23 protein-coding genes are annotated in these 21062 nt (G+C 47.1%); 9 read left to right on the plus strand and 14 right to left on the minus strand.

Features of this window, described 5'->3' with window-relative positions:
- Window positions 1–7: 7 nt before the first annotated feature.
- From dltA to NYE53_RS19515, 6 genes are all read left to right on the plus strand, one after another.
- Window positions 8–1519 carry a D-alanine--poly(phosphoribitol) ligase subunit DltA gene (gene dltA / locus NYE53_RS19490; protein ID WP_339246327.1) on the plus strand — a complete coding sequence of 504 codons (1512 nt, stop codon included), beginning with the start codon at window positions 8–10 and terminating at the stop codon, window positions 1517–1519.
- Window positions 1516–2703 (plus strand): D-alanyl-lipoteichoic acid biosynthesis protein DltB, encoded by a 1188-nt coding sequence (dltB, locus tag NYE53_RS19495; protein WP_049140909.1) that lies wholly within the window; start codon window positions 1516–1518, stop codon window positions 2701–2703. Before dltA ends, dltB begins: the two co-directional genes overlap by 4 nt.
- 16 nt (window positions 2704–2719) lie before the next feature.
- The gene (dltC, locus tag NYE53_RS19500; protein ID WP_003227325.1) at window positions 2720–2956 is read left to right on the plus strand and encodes a D-alanine--poly(phosphoribitol) ligase subunit DltC; all 237 of its coding nucleotides are present in this window, start codon (window positions 2720–2722) and stop codon (window positions 2954–2956) included.
- Window positions 2956–4134 (plus strand): D-alanyl-lipoteichoic acid biosynthesis protein DltD, encoded by a 1179-nt coding sequence (gene dltD, locus NYE53_RS19505; protein ID WP_339246329.1) that lies wholly within the window; start codon window positions 2956–2958, stop codon window positions 4132–4134. The genes dltC and dltD overlap by 1 nt, the downstream gene beginning before the upstream one ends.
- Before the next feature lie 90 nt (window positions 4135–4224).
- The gene (locus tag NYE53_RS19510) at window positions 4225–4983 is read left to right on the plus strand and encodes an SDR family oxidoreductase (RefSeq protein ID WP_029726191.1); all 759 of its coding nucleotides are present in this window, start codon (window positions 4225–4227) and stop codon (window positions 4981–4983) included.
- Between the two features lie 140 nt (window positions 4984–5123).
- Window positions 5124–6215, plus strand: coding sequence for a branched-chain amino acid aminotransferase (locus NYE53_RS19515; RefSeq protein WP_003244231.1), 1092 nt, complete (start codon window positions 5124–5126; stop codon window positions 6213–6215).
- A gap of 33 nt (window positions 6216–6248) precedes the next feature.
- On the opposite strand, the gene licH is transcribed toward NYE53_RS19515, so the two are convergent.
- The 7 genes from licH to NYE53_RS19550 all read right to left on the minus strand — a co-directional run bounded on the left by licH (window position 6249) and on the right by NYE53_RS19550 (window position 12601).
- Window positions 6249–7577 carry a 6-phospho-beta-glucosidase LicH gene (licH, locus tag NYE53_RS19520; RefSeq protein WP_339246333.1) on the minus strand — a complete coding sequence of 443 codons (1329 nt, stop codon included), beginning with the start codon at window positions 7575–7577 and terminating at the stop codon, window positions 6249–6251.
- Entirely contained in the window at window positions 7574–7906 is a 333-nt protein-coding gene (gene licA, locus NYE53_RS19525) for a PTS lichenan transporter subunit IIA (RefSeq protein ID WP_003227313.1), read from the minus strand. The genes licH and licA overlap by 4 nt, the downstream gene beginning before the upstream one ends.
- An 18-nt stretch (window positions 7907–7924) precedes the next feature.
- The gene (gene licC / locus NYE53_RS19530) at window positions 7925–9283 is read right to left on the minus strand and encodes a PTS lichenan transporter subunit IIC (RefSeq protein ID WP_015250911.1); all 1359 of its coding nucleotides are present in this window, start codon (window positions 9281–9283) and stop codon (window positions 7925–7927) included.
- 15 nt (window positions 9284–9298) lie between these two features.
- Entirely contained in the window at window positions 9299–9607 is a 309-nt protein-coding gene (gene licB, locus NYE53_RS19535) for a PTS lichenan transporter subunit IIB (RefSeq protein ID WP_003218755.1), read from the minus strand.
- A 128-nt stretch (window positions 9608–9735) separates the two neighbouring features.
- Entirely contained in the window at window positions 9736–11661 is a 1926-nt protein-coding gene (gene licR, locus NYE53_RS19540; protein WP_339246336.1) for a transcriptional regulator LicR, read from the minus strand.
- A gap of 162 nt (window positions 11662–11823) precedes the next feature.
- Window positions 11824–11982, minus strand: coding sequence for a hypothetical protein (locus NYE53_RS19545; RefSeq protein WP_009968374.1), 159 nt, complete (start codon window positions 11980–11982; stop codon window positions 11824–11826).
- 28 nt (window positions 11983–12010) lie between these two features.
- Entirely contained in the window at window positions 12011–12601 is a 591-nt protein-coding gene (locus NYE53_RS19550; protein WP_339246339.1) for a DNA-3-methyladenine glycosylase, read from the minus strand.
- A 128-nt stretch (window positions 12602–12729) separates the two neighbouring features.
- Here NYE53_RS19550 and katX point away from each other — a divergent pair, with 128 nt between their 5' ends.
- Window positions 12730–14373 (plus strand): catalase KatX, encoded by a 1644-nt coding sequence (katX, locus tag NYE53_RS19555; RefSeq protein WP_339246342.1) that lies wholly within the window; start codon window positions 12730–12732, stop codon window positions 14371–14373.
- A 103-nt stretch (window positions 14374–14476) separates the two neighbouring features.
- Window positions 14477–15679: an MFS transporter gene (locus NYE53_RS19560; RefSeq protein ID WP_339246345.1), complete on the plus strand. Its 1203-nt coding sequence runs from the start codon at window positions 14477–14479 to the stop codon at window positions 15677–15679.
- Here the strand turns inward: NYE53_RS19560 and NYE53_RS19565 are convergent.
- The 6 genes from NYE53_RS19565 to sigY are packed head-to-tail and all read right to left on the minus strand — an operon-like array spanning window position 15676 to window position 18580.
- On the minus strand, window positions 15676–16452 hold the full coding sequence (locus NYE53_RS19565; RefSeq protein ID WP_339246348.1) for an ABC transporter permease subunit: 777 nt from the start codon (window positions 16450–16452) through the stop codon (window positions 15676–15678). The two genes, NYE53_RS19560 and NYE53_RS19565, sit on opposite strands and share 4 nt — an antisense overlap.
- Window positions 16449–17336 carry an ABC transporter ATP-binding protein gene (locus NYE53_RS19570; RefSeq protein ID WP_339246351.1) on the minus strand — a complete coding sequence of 296 codons (888 nt, stop codon included), beginning with the start codon at window positions 17334–17336 and terminating at the stop codon, window positions 16449–16451. Before NYE53_RS19570 ends, NYE53_RS19565 begins: the two co-directional genes overlap by 4 nt.
- Before the next feature lie 6 nt (window positions 17337–17342).
- Entirely contained in the window at window positions 17343–17531 is a 189-nt protein-coding gene (yxlE, locus tag NYE53_RS19575) for a sigma Y negative regulator YxlE (RefSeq protein WP_003227293.1), read from the minus strand.
- The gene (gene yxlD / locus NYE53_RS19580) at window positions 17528–17734 is read right to left on the minus strand and encodes a sigma Y negative regulator YxlD (protein WP_134974920.1); all 207 of its coding nucleotides are present in this window, start codon (window positions 17732–17734) and stop codon (window positions 17528–17530) included. Before yxlD ends, yxlE begins: the two co-directional genes overlap by 4 nt.
- Window positions 17731–18051: a YxlC family protein gene (locus tag NYE53_RS19585; RefSeq protein ID WP_327828889.1), complete on the minus strand. Its 321-nt coding sequence runs from the start codon at window positions 18049–18051 to the stop codon at window positions 17731–17733. Before NYE53_RS19585 ends, yxlD begins: the two co-directional genes overlap by 4 nt.
- Window positions 18044–18580, minus strand: a complete 537-nt coding sequence (sigY, locus tag NYE53_RS19590; RefSeq protein WP_339246358.1) for an RNA polymerase sigma factor SigY — start codon at window positions 18578–18580, stop codon at window positions 18044–18046. Before sigY ends, NYE53_RS19585 begins: the two co-directional genes overlap by 8 nt.
- 211 nt (window positions 18581–18791) lie before the next feature.
- Here sigY and NYE53_RS19595 point away from each other — a divergent pair, with 211 nt between their 5' ends.
- Window positions 18792–20165, plus strand: a complete 1374-nt coding sequence (locus NYE53_RS19595) for a cytosine permease (protein ID WP_003244111.1) — start codon at window positions 18792–18794, stop codon at window positions 20163–20165.
- 14 nt (window positions 20166–20179) lie between these two features.
- Here NYE53_RS19595 and NYE53_RS19600 read toward each other — a convergent pair whose 3' ends face one another.
- Window positions 20180–21010 (minus strand): NAD(P)H-hydrate dehydratase, encoded by an 831-nt coding sequence (locus NYE53_RS19600; protein ID WP_327828888.1) that lies wholly within the window; start codon window positions 21008–21010, stop codon window positions 20180–20182.
- Between the last annotated feature and the right edge of the window lie 52 nt (window positions 21011–21062).

The following is a 21062-nucleotide window of genomic DNA, read 5'->3' on the forward strand; positions in this document are numbered from 1 at the left end:
AATAACTATGAAACTTTTACATGCTATTCAAACACATGCGGAAACTTATCCGCAAACCGATGCCTTCCGCTCTCAAGGCCAGTCGCTCACGTATCAGGAATTATGGGAGCAGTCTGACCGCGCGGCTGCCGCGATCCAAAAACGCATTTCTGGGGAAAAGAAATCTCCTATCCTTGTGTACGGCCACATGGAGCCGCACATGATCGTTTCCTTCTTGGGAAGTGTCAAAGCGGGACATCCTTATATTCCGGTTGACCTTTCTATTCCGTCCGAACGGATTGCGAAAATTATCGAAAGCTCTGGAGCAGAATTGCTAATCCATGCAGCAGGACTCTCAATTGATGCAGTCGGCCAGCAGATTCAGACAGTTTCTGCGGAAGAACTGCTGGAAAACGAAGGCGGCACTGTCAGCCAAGATCAATGGGTCAAAGAACACGAAACGTTTTATATCATTTACACTTCCGGAAGCACAGGAAATCCGAAAGGCGTGCAGATTTCCGCTGCGAATCTTCAAAGCTTCACAGACTGGATTTGTGCAGACTTTCCAGTCAGCGGAGGAAAAATATTTTTAAACCAAGCACCGTTCTCATTTGATTTGTCTGTCATGGACCTATATCCGTGCCTTCAATCAGGCGGGACTTTACATTGCGTGACAAAGGATGCTGTGAACAAGCCGAAAGTCTTATTTGAAGAGCTGAAGAAGTCCGGACTGAATGTGTGGACATCAACACCTTCCTTTGTGCAAATGTGCCTGATGGATCCGGGTTTTTCACAGGATCTGCTGCCTCATGCGGACACATTTATGTTTTGCGGAGAGGTTCTTCCGGTTTCTGTGGCAAAAGCGCTGCTTGAGCGTTTTCCGAAAGCAAAGATTTTTAATACGTACGGCCCGACTGAAGCGACAGTGGCTGTCACATCGGTTGAAATTACGGATGACGTCATCAGCCGCAGCGAATCGCTTCCAGTGGGCTTCGCCAAACCAGATATGAACATTTTCATTATGGATGAAGAGGGACAGCCGCTTCCTGAGGGAGAAAAAGGAGAAATCGTCATTGCAGGGCCGAGTGTAAGCCGAGGCTACCTTGGTGAGCCAGAGCTGACAGAAAAAGCGTTTTTCTCTCATGAAGGCCAGTGGGCATACCGAACTGGCGATGCCGGCTTTATTCAAGACGGTCAGATTTTCTGCCAAGGACGTTTGGATTTTCAGATTAAACTTCACGGCTATCGAATGGAGCTGGAAGAAATCGAGTTCCATGTCAGACAGTCACAGTACGTTCGCTCTGCTGTCGTGATTCCTTATCAGCCAAACGGAACAGTTGAGTACCTGATCGCTGCTATTGTGCCTGAGGAGCATGGGTTCGAGAAGGAATTCCAGCTGACAAGCGCTATTAAAAAAGAGCTTGCCGCTTCCCTTCCGGCATATATGATCCCGAGAAAATTTATCTATCAGGATCACATTCAAATGACGGCTAATGGCAAAATTGACCGAAAACGCATTGGCGAAGAGGTTCTTGTATGACGCCTTACAGCTCGTTTTTATTCTTTATACTGCTTGGCATTCTTCTTCTGCCGACGATCATTCTCGGCTTAAACGGAAAAAGATTTCAAGCATACAACATGTTCATATCTATCATTATATTGGCTTTAATTTTTTCGCACGACTTACACGGGGTCATCGCGCTGTGCCTGTTTACAATATGGCAGGTGCTCCTGATCAGCGGCTATCTGGCATACCGGCAGAAAGCGAACAGCGGCTTTGTCTTTTGCGGGGCTGTTATCGCGTCGATTCTGCCTTTATTTCTGTCAAAAATATGGCCGTTTCTGTCGCACCCGCAGCCGCATCATGCGCCGCATAACCTGATCAGCTTTTTAGGGATTTCATATTTAACCTTTAAAGGCGTTCAGCTGATTATGGAAGCAAGAGACGGACTGCTGAAAGAACAGCTGCCATTGCACCGCCTGCTGTATTTCATCCTGTTTTTCCCGACGATTTCCTCCGGCCCGATCGACAGATACCGCCGGTTCGTCAAGGATGAACAGAAGGCTTGGACGAAAGAAGAATACGCCGACCTGCTGTATACGGGAATCCATAAAATCTTCATCGGTTTCCTGTATAAATTTATTATCGGCTACGCGATCAATACGTACTTCATCATGAATCTTCCCGCAATCACGCACAATAAGATTCTTGGGAACCTGCTGTACATGTACGGCTACAGCATGTATTTATTCTTTGATTTCGCCGGCTACACGATGTTTGCCGTCGGGGTCAGCTACATTATGGGCATTAAATCACCAGAAAACTTTAATAAACCGTTTATCAGTAAAAATATTAAAGATTTCTGGAATCGCTGGCATATGTCTCTGTCATTTTGGTTCAGAGATTATGTGTTTATGAGATTCGTATTTTGGATGACTAAGAAAAAGTGGATCAAAAACCGTATGGCCGTCTCAAACATCGGATATTTCCTGCTGTTTATGCTGATGGGGGTTTGGCACGGGCTCGCGCCGCAATATATCATTTACGGCCTCTATCACGCCGTTCTGATGACGTGTTACAACTTTTTCGAGAAGTGGAATAAGAAATATAAATGGCTGCCATCCAACCGCTGGACAACCATTCTGGCGATTGTGATCACATTCCATTTCGTTTGCTTCGGGTTTTACATTTTCTCAGGAAAACCATTTCATCACCACCATTAAAGGAGATTAGAAAGCTATGGATTTTAAACAAGAGGTATTAGACGTTTTAGCAGAGGTTTGCCAGGATGACATCGTAAAGGAAAATCCTGATATTGAAATTTTTGAAGAAGGTTTGCTTGATTCTTTTGGAACAGTAGAATTGCTGCTTGCGATTGAAAACCGTTTTGATATTTTAGTGCCGATCACTGAATTTGACCGGGACGTTTGGAATACACCTAACAACATTGTAAATCAGCTGTCTGAGTTGAAATAATGAAAAAGCGTTTTTTCGGTCCAATTATTTTGGCGTTTATTCTATTCGCAGGCGCCATCGCAATTCCATCTTCATGGCTGACAGGCTTCATCACCGATAAGCGTGTGAAAGAGTCAGCAACAGCCTTGAATCCGAGTATGTTTCAAGGGCTATATTTACAAGATCAGATGCTCAAAGATCCGACATATCTTCCGATTTACGGGTCTTCTGAGCTTTCTCGGCTGGACGAGTTCCACCCATCTAATTATTTTCAGGTAAACAATGAGGGATTCACGCCATACCTTGTCGGCAAAGGCGGATCCCAGTCATTGATTCATTCTTTAAACTTCGCTGCCCATATGGATCAGCTGAAGGGCAAAAAAATCGTATTCATCGTGTCTCCGCAATGGTTTATTAAGCGCGGGTCTGATGAACAGCATTTCGCGCCGAACTATTCTGCGCTGCAAGGGCTTGATTTGGCATTTAACGATCAGATCGACCCTGAAATTAAAAAGAAAATGATGAAACGCATGCTGCGCTTCAAGGCTGTGCAAAACGATGCCATTCTTTCTGAGCTGTACAAAGCAATAGTAAACGGCCAGACGTGGAAAGTGAACGCGCTGAAGCCGGCGGCGAAAGTGTATTACAGCATGCTGGAAAAGAAAGATCTGTATTATTCAACGACAGAATCATCCGGGCCAAAGCGTTATATCTCGCAGTCAGTAAAGGATAAGTCATGGTCTGAATTGAATAAACTGGCGGATCAATCAGGCAAACGCCACTCCGGGTCTAACGATTTTCACATCGACAACCCTGTCTATAAAAAGCTGAAGCCGAAAGTGCCTAAGCTGAAAGGGAAAAACAAAGGAAGATCGTATGCGGTGTCACCGGAATATGGCGACTTTGAAATGATGCTCGATATCCTGAAGGATGCGGGCGCAGAGCCTATGTTTGTCACCATTCCGGTTAACGGGAAATGGTACGATTACACGGGCTTCCCGAAAAAAGGACGCACTGACTATTACAAAAAGGTAAATAAACAAATCAGAGCGAAGGGCTTCCAGGTTGCTGATTTCTCAGGGCATGAATATGACCCGTATTTCATGAAAGACACCATCCACATCGGCTGGAAAGGCTGGGTGTATGTCGATAAAGCAATTGACGAATTTTATAAAACCGGAAAAGTCACTTCATCCTGAGCATCTCATAGGACGCGGCTGCATATTTCCTGCTAAGATTTGAAATAGTAAAGGAATCACAGCCAACTTAATTAAGAGGTGTTACATCCAATGAAGATGACAGGCAATACGGTTTTAATCACAGGGGGTTCTGCTGGCATCGGGCTTGAACTTGCCAAGCGCCTGCTGGAGCTCGGCAATGAAGTTATCATTTGCGGACGCAGCGAAGCGCGTCTTGCAGAAGCGAAGCAGCAGCTCCCAAACATCCATACAAAGCAATGTGATGTTGCAGACCGTTCGCAGCGGGAAGCATTGTATGAATGGGCTTTAAAGGAATATCCGAACTTGAATGTTCTCGTCAACAACGCCGGCATTCAAAAGGAAATTGACTTTAAAAAAGGGACAGAGGAGCTTTTTGTGGACGGTGATGAAATTGAACTTAATTTCCAAGCGCCTGTCCATTTATCCGCCCTTTTCACACCTCATTTGATGAAGCAGCCCGAGGCGGCAATCGTTCAGGTCACATCCGGGCTTGCGTTTAACCCGTTAGCTGTTTATCCGGTGTACTGCGCAACAAAAGCGGCACTTCACTCGTTCTCGCTTACGCTCAGACACCAGCTCCGCGACACGAGCGTGGAAGTGATTGAAATGGCACCGCCTATGGTGGACACGGGCTTAAACCAAAAATCACGCGATAAACAAGGCCTGACGTACCGGGGCATTTCATCTGAAGAATATGTTCAATATTTCTTGGACGGCTTGAAGGAAGGCAAACAGGAGATTACAAATGAACGTGTTGAAGGTCTTCGGGATGCCACTCGCGCCGATTATGACAGGTTATTCGAGCATATGAACACGCAGGAGAATTAATTTCTCCTGCTTTTTTCATATGAATTTCTTACAAATTTGAGCAAACCTATTGCGATTATTTGTTGAAGGTATACAATAGAATATAATTATTTTCAAATAAGTTTGATAATATAAACAATTTAACAGCAGGGAGATTGACCATGACTAAACAAACGATTCGCGTTGAATTGACATCAACAAAAAAACCGAAACCAGACCCAAATCAGCTTTCGTTCGGAAGAGTGTTTACAGACCACATGTTTGTAATGGACTATGCGGCAGATAAAGGTTGGTACGATCCAAGAATCATTCCTTATCAACCCTTATCAATGGATCCGGCCGCAATGGTCTATCACTACGGCCAAACCGTGTTTGAAGGGTTAAAGGCTTACGTGTCAGAGGATGACCATGTTCTGCTTTTCAGACCGGAAAAAAATATGGAACGCCTGAATCAATCAAACGACCGCCTTTGCATCCCGCAAATTGATGAAGAACAGGTTCTTGAAGGCTTAAAGCAGCTTGTCGCAATTGATAAAGACTGGATTCCAAATGCGGAGGGCACGTCCCTTTACATCCGTCCGTTCATCATCGCAACCGAGCCTTTCCTTGGTGTTGCGGCATCTCATACGTATAAGCTCTTGATCATTCTTTCTCCGGTCGGCTCTTATTACAAAGAAGGCATTAAGCCGGTCAAAATCGCTGTTGAAAGTGAATTTGTCCGTGCGGTAAAAGGCGGAACAGGAAATGCCAAAACCGCAGGGAACTACGCTTCAAGCTTAAAAGCGCAGCAGGTAGCCGAAGAGAAAGGATTTTCTCAAGTACTCTGGCTGGACGGCATTGAGAAGAAATACATCGAAGAAGTTGGAAGCATGAACATCTTCTTCAAAATCAACGGTGAAATCGTAACGCCGATGCTGAACGGAAGCATCCTGGAAGGCATTACGCGCAATTCAGTCATCGCCTTGCTTAAGCATTGGGGCCTTCAAGTTTCAGAACGGAAAATTGCGATCGATGAGGTCATCCAAGCCCATAAAGACGGCATCCTGGAAGAAGCCTTCGGAACTGGTACAGCAGCTGTTATTTCCCCAGTCGGCGAGCTGATCTGGCAGGATGAAACACTTTCGATCAACAACGGTGAAACAGGGGAAATCGCAAAAAAACTATATGACACGATTACAGGCATTCAAAAAGGCGCTGTCGCAGACGAATTCGGATGGACGACCGAAGTCGCAGCGCTGACTGAAAGCAAATAAGAAAAAAGCCGGCCCATTACAGGCCGGCTTTTTTTACGCTTCAATTTTGTTGAAAAACTGCGGCAGATACGCTTTGTGCGCCTCCAGCATTTCGTCTAAAATCTGTTTGGCCACAGTATCGGACGGGACAAGCGGGTTAATCGTCATGGCAAGGAGCGCAGTTTGATAGTCACCTGTAACTGCCGCTTCTGCCGCGACACGTTCAAAGGATTTGATTTGCTGGACAAGGCCGCGGACAGACACCGGCAAGTCGCCGACAGCAATTGGCTTAGGGCCGGTTTTCGTCATCACACAGTTCACTTCAACTGCGGAATCGTCTGGAATGCTCGCTATTGCACCATTATTGATCGTGTTCACCGGCTGAATGTCATGTTTATCATTATAAATGGAGCTAATTAAGTTACATGCTGCATCACTGTAGTAAGCTCCGCCCCGTTTTTCCAGCTGCGGCGGTTTGATCGCAAGGTTCGGATCTTTATAAAGCTCGAACAGCTCTTTTTCGACCTTCTGTACGACTTCAGCGCGGGTGCCCTCCGTTTGTGAAGCTTCCAGCTCGTGCTCCAGCATCTCTTTTGTTTTGAAATAGTAACGGTGATAGCCGCAAGGGATGACATTGAGCGCTTTTAAGAAATCCGGTTCCCATTCGGCGCCCGAGATGTTTTTCATCGTCATCGCGTTTTCCGGGTCGCCCATCGCCTCGATGACTTGCTCCTTCACACTTACGCCGTCCAAGAAAACATCCAGCCCAAATACCATATGGTTCAGTCCGGCGAATTGGACTTCTACGCGGTCCACATCTACATCAAGCGCTTTGGCTACGCCCATTTTGATGCCGATTGGAACATTACAGAGACCGACGACTTTCTTCAGGTTGGAGTAGCGAAGCAAGGCTTCTGTTACCATGCCGGCAGGGTTTGTGAAGTTAACAAGCCAAGCGTTCGGGCAAAGCTCTTCTATGTCCTTTGCGATCTCAAGGATGACCGGAATTGTGCGCAATCCTTTAAACAGGCCTCCCGGGCCGTTTGTTTCCTGGCCAATCACTCCGTATTTTAGTGGAATGCGCTCATCCTTTGCTCTTGCCTGCAAAAGTCCGACGCGAAATTGAGTCGTGACAAAGTCTGCGTCTTTCAGCGCTTTTCTCCGGTCGAGCGTAAGATGAATGTCAATTGGGACGCCAGCTTTTTCAACCATCCGTTTGGCGAGTGTGCCGACAATATTCAGCTTTTCTTCGCCCTCGGGGATATCGACGAGCCATAATTCACGGACAGGCAGCTCATCATACCGTTTAATGAACCCCTCCACTAGCTCGGGCGTATAGCTTGAACCTCCGCCAATCGTTACAATCTTCAATCCTTTTGTCATATGCTTGCTCCCCTTTGCTCGGTGATTTTTTCATATAACTCAATGATCTCTGCAGCCATATCCTTCACTGTCATTGCATTCATTAAATGATCCTGTGCATGAACCATCAGAAGCGTCATTTCCGTCTTTTCTCCGCCCGCTTCATTTTGGATCAGCTCTGTCTGATAATGATGGGCTTTTGACAATTCTTCAGCAGCGTCTTGAAGCTTTTTCCGCGCTTCTTCTGCGTCACCGCTTTTCGCAGCGGCAATGGCCTCCATTGCGGAGCTCCTACCGTTTCCTCCGTGAAGGATGATTTGAAAAATGATTTGTTCCATTTCCTCATTCACGCGATTCACTTCCTTTCTCTACAGAGCCGCTTCTTTGTCATCTGATGCTGCAGGCGTTTGAACCAGCTCCAGATCGTTTTCTTCTTTCAGCTTCTGTTTATCCCACATTCTGAAGAACGGGTAGTAGACAACAAAGGATACGGCGATATTAATGGCTTGCATGACCGCGCCTGAGACTTTTCCTCCTGTCGCCAAGTAGCCTGAAAAGATTGGCGGCATGGTCCACGGCACTGCGATACCCGCCGGTTTGGCGACAAGGCCGGTGCTCATTCCGATGTACGTGAGTGTCACTGTGACAAGCGGCGTGATGATAAACGGAAGTAAGAGCATTGGGTTCATGACGATCGGCATTCCGAATATAATCGGTTCGTTAATATTGAAGATGGCCGGGCCGACCGCAAGCTTCCCGAGCTGCTTCATTTGTTTGCTTCGGGCGCGCAGGAACATCGTGACAACCAGTGCCAATGTGGCGCCGCTTCCGCCGATATTGACCCAGATATCGAAAAATTGCTGGGTGAAAATCTTAGGAAGCTCCTCACCGGCTTGGAATGCGATCCGGTTGGCATCCATTGCCCCGTACCAAATCGGTGCCATGACGCCGCCGACAATGTTTGCACCGTGAAGGCCGCAGGCCCATAAAAGCATTTTGACGGCTTCGGCGACAAGGCTTCCTCCAAGGCTTCCTCCCAGAATGGAAAGCGGAGTCCCCAATAAAACGCTTACAATATTATGAAGGCTTTCAAACGGTGTCGCTTCAACAATCAGCCGGGCTGCCCAAATCAGGAAGATGACGGCAAAGCCGGGGATTAACGCGACAAATGACTTGCTTACCGCCGGCGGGACACCGTCCGGCATTTTGAAGACTAAATTGCGCTGGATAATAAGGCGGTAAATCTCTGTGGACACCATTGCGATAATCATGGCGACAAATAGGCCTTTGCTTCCCATGAGCGAAAGCGGAATCCCGCCGCCAACCATGATTTCTTTCGTCGCGCCATCCGGCATAAACGGCACTTGATAAGGTGTTGCTAATAAAAATGCCGCAAGGGAAATGGCTCCGGCCGACAAGGCATCAACGCCGTATTTCTCGGCGAGCCGGTAGGCGATGCCGAACGCGGCGACAAGACCCATAATTTCAAAGGTCGCGTCGACTGGGTAGGCCAGTTTTTCAGACCAGGAGCTGCCAAACGTTTTTGCCATAAACTCAGCGTATCCCGGGATCGGGAGGTTGCCAATGATGAGGAAAAAGGAACCGATGATAATCAGGGGCATCGTGAGGATGATACCATCACGCAGCGCCTGCAAATGACGCTGTCCCGCAATTCTTCCCGCTATAGGCATGACCTTTTCTTCTAAGATCTGATTGACTTTATTCACATAGCCCGCCCCTCTCTATGACACATGTCCAAGCTGTTCAGCTGATTTCAGCACTTCCGCCCCGTTGCACGTGCCATAATGGACGGTATTAATGACGTCTACCGGAACCCCCTTTGACTCTCCTAATTTTTTGAGCTGCGGAAGCATGTAACGAACTTGCGGACCGAGAAGCAATACATCCGCTTTATCGATATGATTTTGTACAGAATCGCCTGAAACTGCCCAAATGGTATAGTCTTTTCCCTGTTCCTGCGCACTTTTTTCCATCTTGCTCACCAGTAAGCTAGTAGACATGCCTGCTGCACAAACGAGTAATATATTCATGTAAAAGACCCCCTAGAGTTTGATCAATTTTGTAATGTCCTGCTGTTGCTTTCATCATATTATGAAATCGCTTTCATAAACACTCAGGGTTTTTCCGCAGGCAACGGAAAAAAGGTATATACAGGCTGTCAGCTCAGCATTTTTTGGTCAAACACATCCGAAAGCTCTTGATACGAACGGCATTTGACCAGCTGGTTCACCGCCGCCGGGTCATCCAAAATGCTGCCAAGCAGTTTATACATGCTTTGCAAATCTGCTTTGTTCTCCTTTTCGACACAAAGCAGACAGACAAATTGAACTCGCTGACTCTCCCAATCGATCGGTTTTTTGAGCGTACAAACGGCCCAAAACGTTGTTTTCGTCTGCGGAACAAGCGGGTGCGGGATGGCAACAAGATTGCCAAAACACGTTGGCGACATGTCTTCTCTTTCAAAAATGGAATCTATGATTTCTTCATCGGCAAAGCCGCATTCGACCGCTTTCTGCCCTAAAAATTGAATCACTTCTTCTTTTGAGCGCAGATCCTCCTGAAAAAAAACGAGTTCTTTTTTTAGGTAGCGATTGGCTTTTTCCTTTTCATCACTCAGAATAGATTCTATTTTTGTAAAGTCAGTTCCGCCTAAGATGGTGTTAACCTTCAGTACTGGTACAGGGAGCTCTTTTTTAATCGGAATGGTGCTGATGACAAAATCAATTGATTCGTAGGACATTTGTTCAAGACTATAATACTCAGCCGTTCCAAGAATATCGAGCCGCTTGCCGAAATGGGAACGCAGTTTTTCGCGCAGAAGCTGGGCGCTTCCGGCACCCGATGCGCATACAATGATACAGCGTTTCGGCGGGCTTTCTGTTTTTTTTCGTTCAATCGCGGCGCCAAAGTGGAGAGCCAAATATCCAATTTCGTTTTCATGAATCTCAATACCCGTTTGTTCCTTTATCACGATTCCGGCAATGATCCCGGCTTCAAAAGCGAGTGGATAATGTTCCTTGATCGCTGCCAGCATCGGATTTCGAAGATTCATGCCGTATCGGTTGCGGCTGATCGCCGGCTTCATATGCAGTGCCAAGCCGATTTTCAACTCTTTGTCATGCAGGATGCCAAGCTTCAGTTCACGATCAACAGCTTCGATCATGGCAAGTGTCAGCTGATCGGTTTCCTCTTCTACTGAAAATGTGTCCTCTCCGCATTGTGATTGTGTCATTCGTTTTGTGCCAAGGAGATGCATGGTGATGTAGGCTGTCTCGTCTTTCGGAAATGTAACGGCAAGCGCTGATTCCAGCTCTTTTACGATGGCTTCTGCAGCCTGGTACTCCTTTTGATGCAGGATATGATCCATATCTTTCGGGAAAAGAGATACATAGTTTTCCGTTCTGATCCGTTTACAGGCGATAGCAATATGGATAATGAGGTTATTCAGTCCCATGTTGGACAGAGGGATGCGGTCGTTTTTCATTTTTTTCAAGATGGCGGAACGGATGATCTCAATTTCTTCTTTTGGCAAAATATCAGCCTTTTCATTTAAAACATCTATCTCCGTTTCTCTTTCATCGACAATGTACTCCGCCATGCAGTACCTCATCTGCACCTCGTCCCCGCGCAGCTTGAAGCCGTAATTCGGACGTGTTTCCATGACGATGCGGTAGGGCAGCAGACGTTTCTTTACTTCCTTTAAATCCGTTTGGAGTGTAGATTTTGAGATAAATAGTTCTTCAGCAAGTTCATCGAGCTTGAGATAATGGTCCGCCAGCAGCAGACGTTTCATAAGATAGGCCATTCTCTCCTCCGGCAATACCGGCAGGCCCTTTTTTTGCTGAAATTCATCTTGCAGCAGTGTTCTGAATACTTGCTCGTCATCAATGCGGAGCTTGTAGCCGGAGCCTCTTACAGATTGTACAAAGGCACCGTGACCGCTTAGCACACCTTGAAGTTCCTTTATATCATTGCGGACTGTCCGCGTCGTTACGTTTAATTGCGCGGCAAAAAACGAACTTGTCACCGGGGCTTCAGCCGCCATCAGCAAGCGCAGAATATCACGTAGTCGCCCATGAAGCATGAGAAAAACCTCCTAACTAGTAGATGCAGGGATTCAGTGAATAGGCAGAAAGGATGATGAAGGGATGCGAAATGTATATAAATTCTATAATGGAGAGAATGGCAAGTCAATGAACATCCGGAGGACGAGAGGGAAAACTGACCTATAAAAAAACAGCCGGGATCAGCCGGCTGTTCTAGATGCGGACATATTCTTTTGTTTAGACGCCTTGCGATCCTTCATGATTTTTCGAACAATCGGGTAAATGACCGGCGCCCATTTGATAACGGTTTTGATCATCTTTTTCAAAGCTCCGATTCTCCCTTCTTTTTTCTCAACCATTCCCCTGATTGCCTCTTCCTTAAACATTCTAACGCGACACGTACCTGTTTCCCGTCACCCAGAAACGCCATGGATAATCGCGTGCCTCCCCGCTGTTGTCAATGCCGATGCGCGGGCCGGTTGAAATTGCTTCCGGTATGTACCCGCTTTCGATGTAAAGCGGCTGTTCCGTGATCCAGCGTCCGTAGTCATTCATCGTGACGCCAAGCGCTTTCGTCAGCTTTCCTGGTCCGTTTGTCCATTCCCTCGGACTCCTGCCCGGCCTTCTCTCCTCCATTAACAGCTGGCCTTCATGTGGCTCAATCGCCCTGATTAATACCGCTTGCGGGACATCCTCTTCCGCGGCAACGACATTCAGCAATGTATGGGTGTGCATCACGTATGTATATACCCGCCCAGCTTCTGCAAACATGATCTCAGTCCGCTTCGTCCGGCGGTTGTTAAAGCTGTGTGCCGCTCTGTCTTCAGCACCCATATAGGCCTCTGTTTCCACAATATAGCCTGACGCTGTGCCTTCGTCTGTTTCTTTTACAAGAAGGCAGCCCAGAAGCGATGGGGCAAGCTCAAGAGCGGTTTTTTGATAAAACGTGATGGGCAGCGGATTTTTTTCTCTCGTCACGAATCGACCTCTCCTTTTACCGATTTTTGTACATTGTACCATTCCCGAAGCAGATCAAAAAAAACGGCTGTTTTAAAATTTTTCCATTCAGGGAATATTGTTACCGTTCAAAAAAGGAGGGCCAACCATTGAAAGATGATCATCAAAACAAGCAGCACCAATCAAATGCCCAAGGGGGCGAGGAAGCGCTTTCCCATAAGACATCCGGGAAAAACGAGTCAGAGGATACCTTAACGAATAGGCAGGGGCATCCTGTTACTGACAACCAGAATGTGAGAACCGTCGGGAATAGAGGGCCTACAACACTTGAGAACTATGATTTTCTCGAAAAGATCAGCCACTTCGATCGGGAACGCATCCCAGAGCGGGTTGTTCATGCCAGGGGAGCAGGTGCACATGGATATTTTGAAGCGTACGGAAGCTTCGGAGACGAACCGATTTCAACATATACACGGGCCAAACTCTTTCAGGAAAAAGGCAAGAAAACACCGGCATTTGTCCGTTTTTCAACTGTGAATCATGGAAAACACTCTCCTGAAACATTGAGAGACCCGCGCGGTTTTGCTGTAAAGCTATATACAGAAGACGGAAACTGGGATTTGGTCGGGAACAACCTGAAAATCTTTTTTATCCGCGATCCGCTGAAATTTCCGGATCTTGTACATGCATTTCAGCCTGATCCAGTGACCAACATCCAGGATGGTGAACGTATCTTCGATTTCATTTCTCAATCTCCAGAAGCGACACACATGATCACCTTCTTGTTTTCGCCTTGGGGCATTCCGGCCAACTACCGGCAAATGCAGGGTTCAGGCGTACATGCCTATAAATGGGTGAATGAGGAGGGCAAGGCCGTTCTCGTGAAATACCATTTTGAACCGAAGCAGGGCATCCGCAACCTGACACAGAAGGAAGCAGAAGAGATTCAGGGGAAAAACTTTAACCATGCCACACAGGATTTATATGACGCGATTGAAAATGGCGATTATCCAGAGTGGGAAGTGTATGCTCAAATCATGAGCGATGATGAGCATCCTGAACTGGACTTTGATCCTCTTGATCCGACAAAACTGTGGTATAAAGACGATTTCCCATGGAAACCGATCGGCAAATTGGTTCTGAACAAAAATCCGGAAAACTACCATGCGGAAGTGGAGCAAGCTTCATTTGGAACGGGAGTGCTTGTCGACGGGCTTGATTTTTCAGACGACAAATTGCTCCAGGGGCGTACGTTTGCCTACTCTGATACGCAGCGCTACCGTGTAGGCGCAAATTACCTGCAGCTTCCGATCAACTCGCCGAAAAAGCATGTCGCCACCAACCAGGAAGGCGGGCAGATGCAATATCGGGTCGATAGAGCAGAAGGACAAAACCCGCACGTCAACTATGAGCCATCCATTATGGGCGGGCTGAAGGAAGCGAAGCAGGACGGAAAAGACCATACGCCGCATGTCGAAGGTGATGTAAAGCGTGAAGCGATTGACAGAACAAACAACTTCGGACAGGCTGGAGAAACGTACCGGAGATTTACTGAATTTGAACGGAACGAATTGATTACGAATTTGGTGAATACGCTTTCTACATGCCGAAAAGAAATTCAGGATCAAATGATTGAGAATTTCACAAAAGCTGATCCTGACTACGGAAAACGCGTAGCAGAAGGGCTAAAAAAGGTTTCCGAAAACAACAGCAACGGGCCGATCGGCACAACTGAAACGGAACAGGCTGCAAAGCAGGCTGAACAGGAGAGTCATCCGTCTGATCCGTATTAAAAACAGCGAACAGGGCTTTTTTTGAAGCCCTGTTTTTTTATTTTTCTATTGAAACGCTTTCAACAATTGTGTTGTACTGGAAGGAAAGGGGTGGAGAGATACGATGGAATTACAGCAGGACTTGATTCCTCAGAAAAAAACAATCGGCGCTTTAGATCACGCCGTTTTTTTATGCATGGTATTTTGTTTTTGGTTTTCAGGCTATATTTACGTTCCTATATTCAGTCTGTATTTGGAGGATCTGCACTTTTCATATGGCGCAATCGGCATCATTCTCGGCAGCTACGGGGTCACGCAAATCCTTCTGCGATTCCCGCTCGGCCTTTTGTCAGACATCCTGTTTTCCTTGCGCAAGCAATTGCTAATTGCCGGGTTCGGCATTTCTGTCCTCAGCAGCCTGCTTTTTCTGATGTTTGATTCTTTCTTCTTCGTGCTGGCCGCCCGGCTTTTCGCGGGAATCACTGCTTCTATGTGGGTGATGGCGACCATTTTATACGCACATTATTTCAACAATGGCAATGCATCAAAAGCAATGGGCATCATGCAGTTTTTTACCGTCATGCCTCAGTTTGCCAGCATTGTGTTCTGCGGGCTTGCGGCAGCCCATTTAGGCAGGCAGGTCCCGTTTTGGATGGCGCTGGCAGCTTCTGTCGCAGGTCTGGTGTTCTGCTGCTTTATTAAGGATCCGTCTGCTCCTCCCGCAAACCGTGACACCATTCGTGTCAATCAGTACATCAAAGATACATTGCGGCTGCCAAAGCTGAAGCTTTTCACCATCCTGTCTATGTCGGCCCATGCCGTATTATTTATCACAGTGTTTGGTTTTACGCCGCTTTACATGAATCAGCTCGGAATGGGCGACGCGGAGCTGCTTTGGGTGATGAGCGCCTTTTTCCTCCCACACGCAGCCGCCACATTAAGCTTTGTGTTTCTGCGCTTTACAAGCCGTATCGCTTACTCCGCGATGCTCATTAGTTTCGCAGTCACCGGGGGCTGTTTGCTATACGTTCCTTTTTCAGCTGCATTGTTCACGGTTTGCATCACACACGCCTGTATCGGACTGGCGCTCGGCTTCGTTTTTCCTCTGCTGCTAAGCCATGTTGTCGAAATCAGTTCTGCCCGATTAAAAATGTCAGTGATGGGGTTTTATCAATCATTTTATGCGCTAGGCATCTTCCTCGGGCCCCTTCTTGCCGGAAAAATCGCACAGCTTATCGGGCTTGCGGGAGTTTTTTATGGAGCCGGGTCTCTGGCATTTGCCGCCTTTTTTGTGATGCTCGCGCAAAAACGTAACATGATCAATTAATAGCTTTCATACCGCCGGAAGCGCCACACAGAAAACACGACCAGAAGCATGATGCACAGAATGGAGAAAGTGAGTGACCATCCGAAAAAATCTGCCCGCTCTCCATGAAGAAGGATATGCTCCGCCTGCTTGCAAATCTCGGCCGGAAGCCACTTCGCACCATCGGGAAATAGTGAAACAGCAAAGGAAACGGCTGCTGTAAGCCCGATCCCGCAAGCCGCAGCTGCTCCGACAGACCGGAATATCGTACTTCCGGCAAGGCCGGCGGTCACAATAAATATCACCCAAAGCGCGTAAAGGCCAAGGCTTGCGGCAAAGCGGCTGAATGATGCGTCCTCAAACAGCAGCCGAACGTAATAATAAGCAAGCCCGTATCCAGCTGCAAACGACATAATGCCGATCACACTTTGGATGAGCCATTTACTCACGATATAATGGGCTGCCGTCACAGGCCGCGACATAATCAGCGCTGTTACCCCTTGATTTCTTTCATTGGCTACACTGCCCATCACGCTAAAGATGACCAGAGCCATGCCAAGCGTGTTGAATTGAGAAAGCGTGCTGACCATCACTTCAGACCCGGAGGGCGTCGTAAAACTAATCTTCATGCCGTCAGGAAGGTTCCCTCCATGTGCGATGATTTCCGGCATATAATAAATGGTCAGCGGCTGTGTCAGCCCCACGATCATCATCGCAATCGGCAGCCAAATCAGCTTGCCGCTTTTCCATCCTTCCAGCCACTCCTTCTGCAATAGCGCCATCATCACCTTCATGCGTGCACCACCTTTAGATAGACGTCTTCTAGAGACTCCGTTTTCTGTTCAAATCGGGTGACGGTCAATCCCTTTCGGATACAGTCACTTAATAATGACCGGCCAGCGTGTATATCAGGCAGCTCGAAAACAGCTTGGGACGGATTCTTATAGACAATAGCTGAGACGTAAGGCTTCTCTTCAAGCCAGCCTTCCAGCTTCTCTTTCACTGAAAGGGTAAAAACGTTCGTTTGCTGCTGTTGTTTCAGCTCCTGTAACTCGCCTTTCCATGAAATTTCACCGTTTTTCATAATCACCACTTGATCACACACCTGCTCTGCATCGTGCAAAACATGTGTAGAAAACAGAACGGCCATATGCTTTTTCAGCTCACGCATCATGTCCAGCACCTCGAACCGTCCTGTCGGATCAAGTGCAGACACCGGTTCATCCAATATCAAAAACTTCGGTTTATGGAGCAGTGCCTGTGCCAGACCGAGTCTTTGTTTCATGCCTCCTGAATAGCCTCCGATCCTTTTGTGCGCCACTTCGTGCAAACCGACAAATTCCAGCATCTCGCCAATTTCCTCTTGGCATTTTCTCTTCGAAAGGCCGGACAGTCTTCCGGCAAATGTTAAAAATTCGTTTGCGGTCATCCATGAATAAAAAGCAGGATACTGCGGGAGATACCCAATCAAACGCCGATCCAGCTTTTTTTCTCCTAACAGCTTAATGTTTCCGGACGTTGGCGAAAGCAGTCCGGCCAGCATTTGCAGAGTCGTGGTTTTGCCGGCTCCATTAGGTCCTAATAGTGCGACACACTCATTTTCATTCACGTGAAAACTGACATTCCTTACAGCTTCATGATGCCTGTACGATTTGCATAATGATTCAATAGACAGCATATCGGCTTACCTTTGCTTTCTGCCGACGGTAAAAAATAAAATCGGCCCGATAATATTGATACATACGATGATTGCAGCCCACATCCACTTTGGCCCGTTCGTCCGCTCTTCTTTTATACAGCTGATGAGGGCAAACACCGCCAAAGCCAGCTGTAATACAATCAGCGGCAAAATCATTTCCCAAGAAATATTCATTGCTTGATCCCCCTTTTCTTCCGATCTGGCCTAATGACAAAAAAGTAATAACAAATCAGAGGCATCGGTGCTGTAATCAGTCCGACAATCCCCCAAACCCATGCCATGCGATTACGTTTTTTCGCATCAATAAATAAAAAGATTCCCTGCGCCAATACGATGAGATAAGCCGCAACCGTTATGACAATTTCTGTTTGTGTCATCTGCGTTTCACCTCGCATTCGCCGAGATGTCTTTTTTTCTCAGCCGCAATCAAAATCGGCAGCACCGCAAGCACACAAACCTGAAGCACAATAAACACAGCAGGAGCTTGAGTGAAAGCAAAGATTGCAGCACTCACAACCATCAGTGCGCAGAATACAAATAAAATGATCTCTTGAAGAAGTTTTTTTCTATATTCAGCTTTCATTTGTGACAGCTGGTGAAGCAGTTCTTTTTGAGTCGGTATAGAGGGATTGGCTGTTTGATCAATTTTTTTCCATTCTGACTTTAAATGATCAGAAAGCTTTTCTTTATTCATCGTCCCACTCCTTTCTGATTTGCTGGAGCCCTTTATGAACTCTGGACTTTACAGTGCCTTCTTTGATTTGAAGCATCCCCCCGATTTCGGCGTAGGTATAGCCGTAGTAATGCCTTAATAAAACCGGTGTGCGCAGTTTAGGGTCCAGCTTTGAAAACAGATCAAGCGTCTCGCTCCATTCTGCCCCTTTCACTGACACGTCCCACTTGATCTTGCGGATTGTTTCCTCCGTAACTGTCTGATTCCGTTTCCATTCTCTCTTTCTCTTTTTCTGGTGATCGAGATAGAGCCGCGATGCAATGGAGATCAGCCATGTGGAGAATTTTGAACGGCCCTGAAAGCTTCTTAAATGGATGTACCCTTTCAGAAAGGTTTCCTGAACAAGTTCCTCGCTGAGATCAGGGTGAAGGGAAAGCTTTAACAAGTATTTATATAAAAAAGAATAGTGATAGTGGAAAAGGGCTGTAAACGCCTCGTCGTTTCCCTCTTTCGCCTGCTGGATCAGCCGCTGTTCTTCATGTGTATGCAATGACCGTGATCCCCCCTTTTTTGTTTTTCTGCCTTATGAGACGACACCGGATTCAAAAGCGTTCATCTTTTTTACAATTCTTTTCAGCCATTGACAGATCAAGCTTCCCGGCCGTTTGGCTGCATATCCTTATTTGTAAACCCCCTTATAGTCTGTTAAGCTATGACTTTATGTCGATTTCAAAAAAACATCCAATATGGAGGACGATGCATTGAAAGTAGAAAGGCGAACGATTGAATATATTCCGAATGAAGAAAGACATGGTAAAGCGAAAGATTTATTTCCCGTATGGTTCGGGGCTAATATGCATATCACCACGTTAGTGACTGGCACGATTCCCGTTGCAATGGGACTTAATCTGTTTTGGAGTGTTGCCGCTATTATTTGCGGAACCTTAATCGGTGCCATATTTATGGCGTCTCATTCCGCGCAAGGCCCTCAGCTTGGCATCCCGCAAATGATTCAAAGCCGTGCCCAATTCGGCGTAATCGGAGCGATTCTTCCCCTCTTCTTAGTCATGTTTATCTACCTTGGTTTCTTCGCAAGCAGTACGATTCTGGCGGCTGGAACCTTAAGCAGCTTTGTTCCCATCCCGGGATCATGGAGCATTATAGGCTTAAGCGCCGTATGTTTTTTACTCACCATTTTCGGCCATGATTTGATTCACAAAATGCAAAAAATCCTTTCTTGGACCTCTTTTGCTGTATTTTTTGCTGCAACGATTCTTATTTTTCAATTGCCGATTCCGGCAGGCAGCTGGATACCCGGAGCGATTGATCTGCCAATTTTCTTGGTGGCAGTCAGCGCAGTTGCGACGTGGCAGCTTGCCTACGCGCCGTATGTTGCCGATTATTCAAGATATCTGCCAGTTAAAACACCGGCTTCAAAAACATTTTGGTACAGCTATGCAGGTACATCTGTCAGCTCCATCTGGATGATGCTGCTCGGCGCATTGCTGACAACCTCACTTCCTGACTTTACGGCAAACTCAGGCAGCCAGATTGTCCAATTGTTCGGTCCCTTCTCATTTATTATGCTGATCATTGTGTTATTTGGGCAAATGGCGATCAATGTTTTTAACCTGTATGGGGCTTTCATGTCCACGACAACAACGCTGGAGCCGTTTCTGAAATTAAAAGTAACGCCCAAAGTCAGAATCATCATGATCCTGGGTGTCACGCTTGTCGGCACAGTCTTAAGCCTACTGGGACAGAGCAATTTTATGGAGTTGTTTTTGAATTTTATCTTTTTCATCAGTTATTTCTTAATTCCGTGGACGGCAATCAATTTAGTCGATTACTACTTCGTCCGCCACGGAAAGTATCAAGTCAAAGCCATGTTCGACGTAAACGGGCCTTATGGAAAGGTCAATTGGATCACCACGATTGCGTTCGTTCTGTCTATCTTGCTGGAAATTCCGTTTATCAACACAAGCTTTTACATCGGACCGCTTGCCAAAATGTTTGGCGGCGGAGACATCGCATGGATTATCGGCTTGGCCGTGCCTTCTGTGCTTTACTATGTATTAATGAAACCGCGTCTGAAAAAACGGGCGGGGTATCAAGAAAAGCTGTCTTCTCTCTGAAGACAGCTTTTTTATCATTCAAATCGTTTCCACACGCGGGGCAACATGTCAGATAACTCATGAGCGAGCAGCGTATGAGCGGAGTGCTCGTCCGTCCAGAGCTCGGCGCACGCACCATGCAAATAGACCGCGTTTAATATGGCGTGCTTTGGATCTTCATGGCAGCAGAGCATCCCCAATATCATGCCCGTCAGTGTGTCACCGGTTCCGCCCTTGGCGAGCGCCCCGTTTCCGGTTGGATTGAGCCAGCAGTCTCCATCAGGAAACGCGATGACGGTTTGGTTTCCTTTTAACACAATGACAGTCTGCAGCTGAGCCGCCCATTCCTTTGCATATTCCGCTCTTTTTTTCTGCAATTCGTTCACGGGCATCCCTGTCATTCGGGAAAACTCGCCCGGGTGCGGCGTAAGGATGACGGGGGCCTCCCGTTTCGGATATGTGCGCTTCGCCAGCGCTCCGGCATCCAAAATAACAGGGCAATCAGCCGTAAGCACATGATCGACTGCCTGCTGTACGCTTTCCGTTTGCGGAAGGCCCGATCCGATGGCAATGGCCCGGTACGTCTCTTCAAGCTGAGCATCCGCCGCCTTTTTCCAGCCGTCACGCCAATAGGTCGCCTCGGGCAAAACAGGAACAATTAGCGGAATTACGCTTTCTGATGTACCGATGACAAGCTTGCCGAGACCGCTCCGCATGGCCCCAAGCCCTGCAAGCAGCGCTGCCCCCGGCATGTCGTCACTTCCAGCCAGCAGCAAAGCCGTACCGTACGTGCCTTTATGGCTCTCCGCATCTCTTTCAGGAAGCGTGGCCCTTACATGCTCTTCCGTCCAAAATGGAACATTCATCTCTATCCCTCCTCTGCTTTCTTTTCCTATTTTTCCTGTCCCTTTTCTTTTT

The organism is Bacillus sp. FSL R5-0523, assembly GCF_037975295.1.
GTDB classification, from domain to species: Bacteria; Bacillota; Bacilli; order Bacillales; family Bacillaceae; genus Bacillus; species Bacillus subtilis.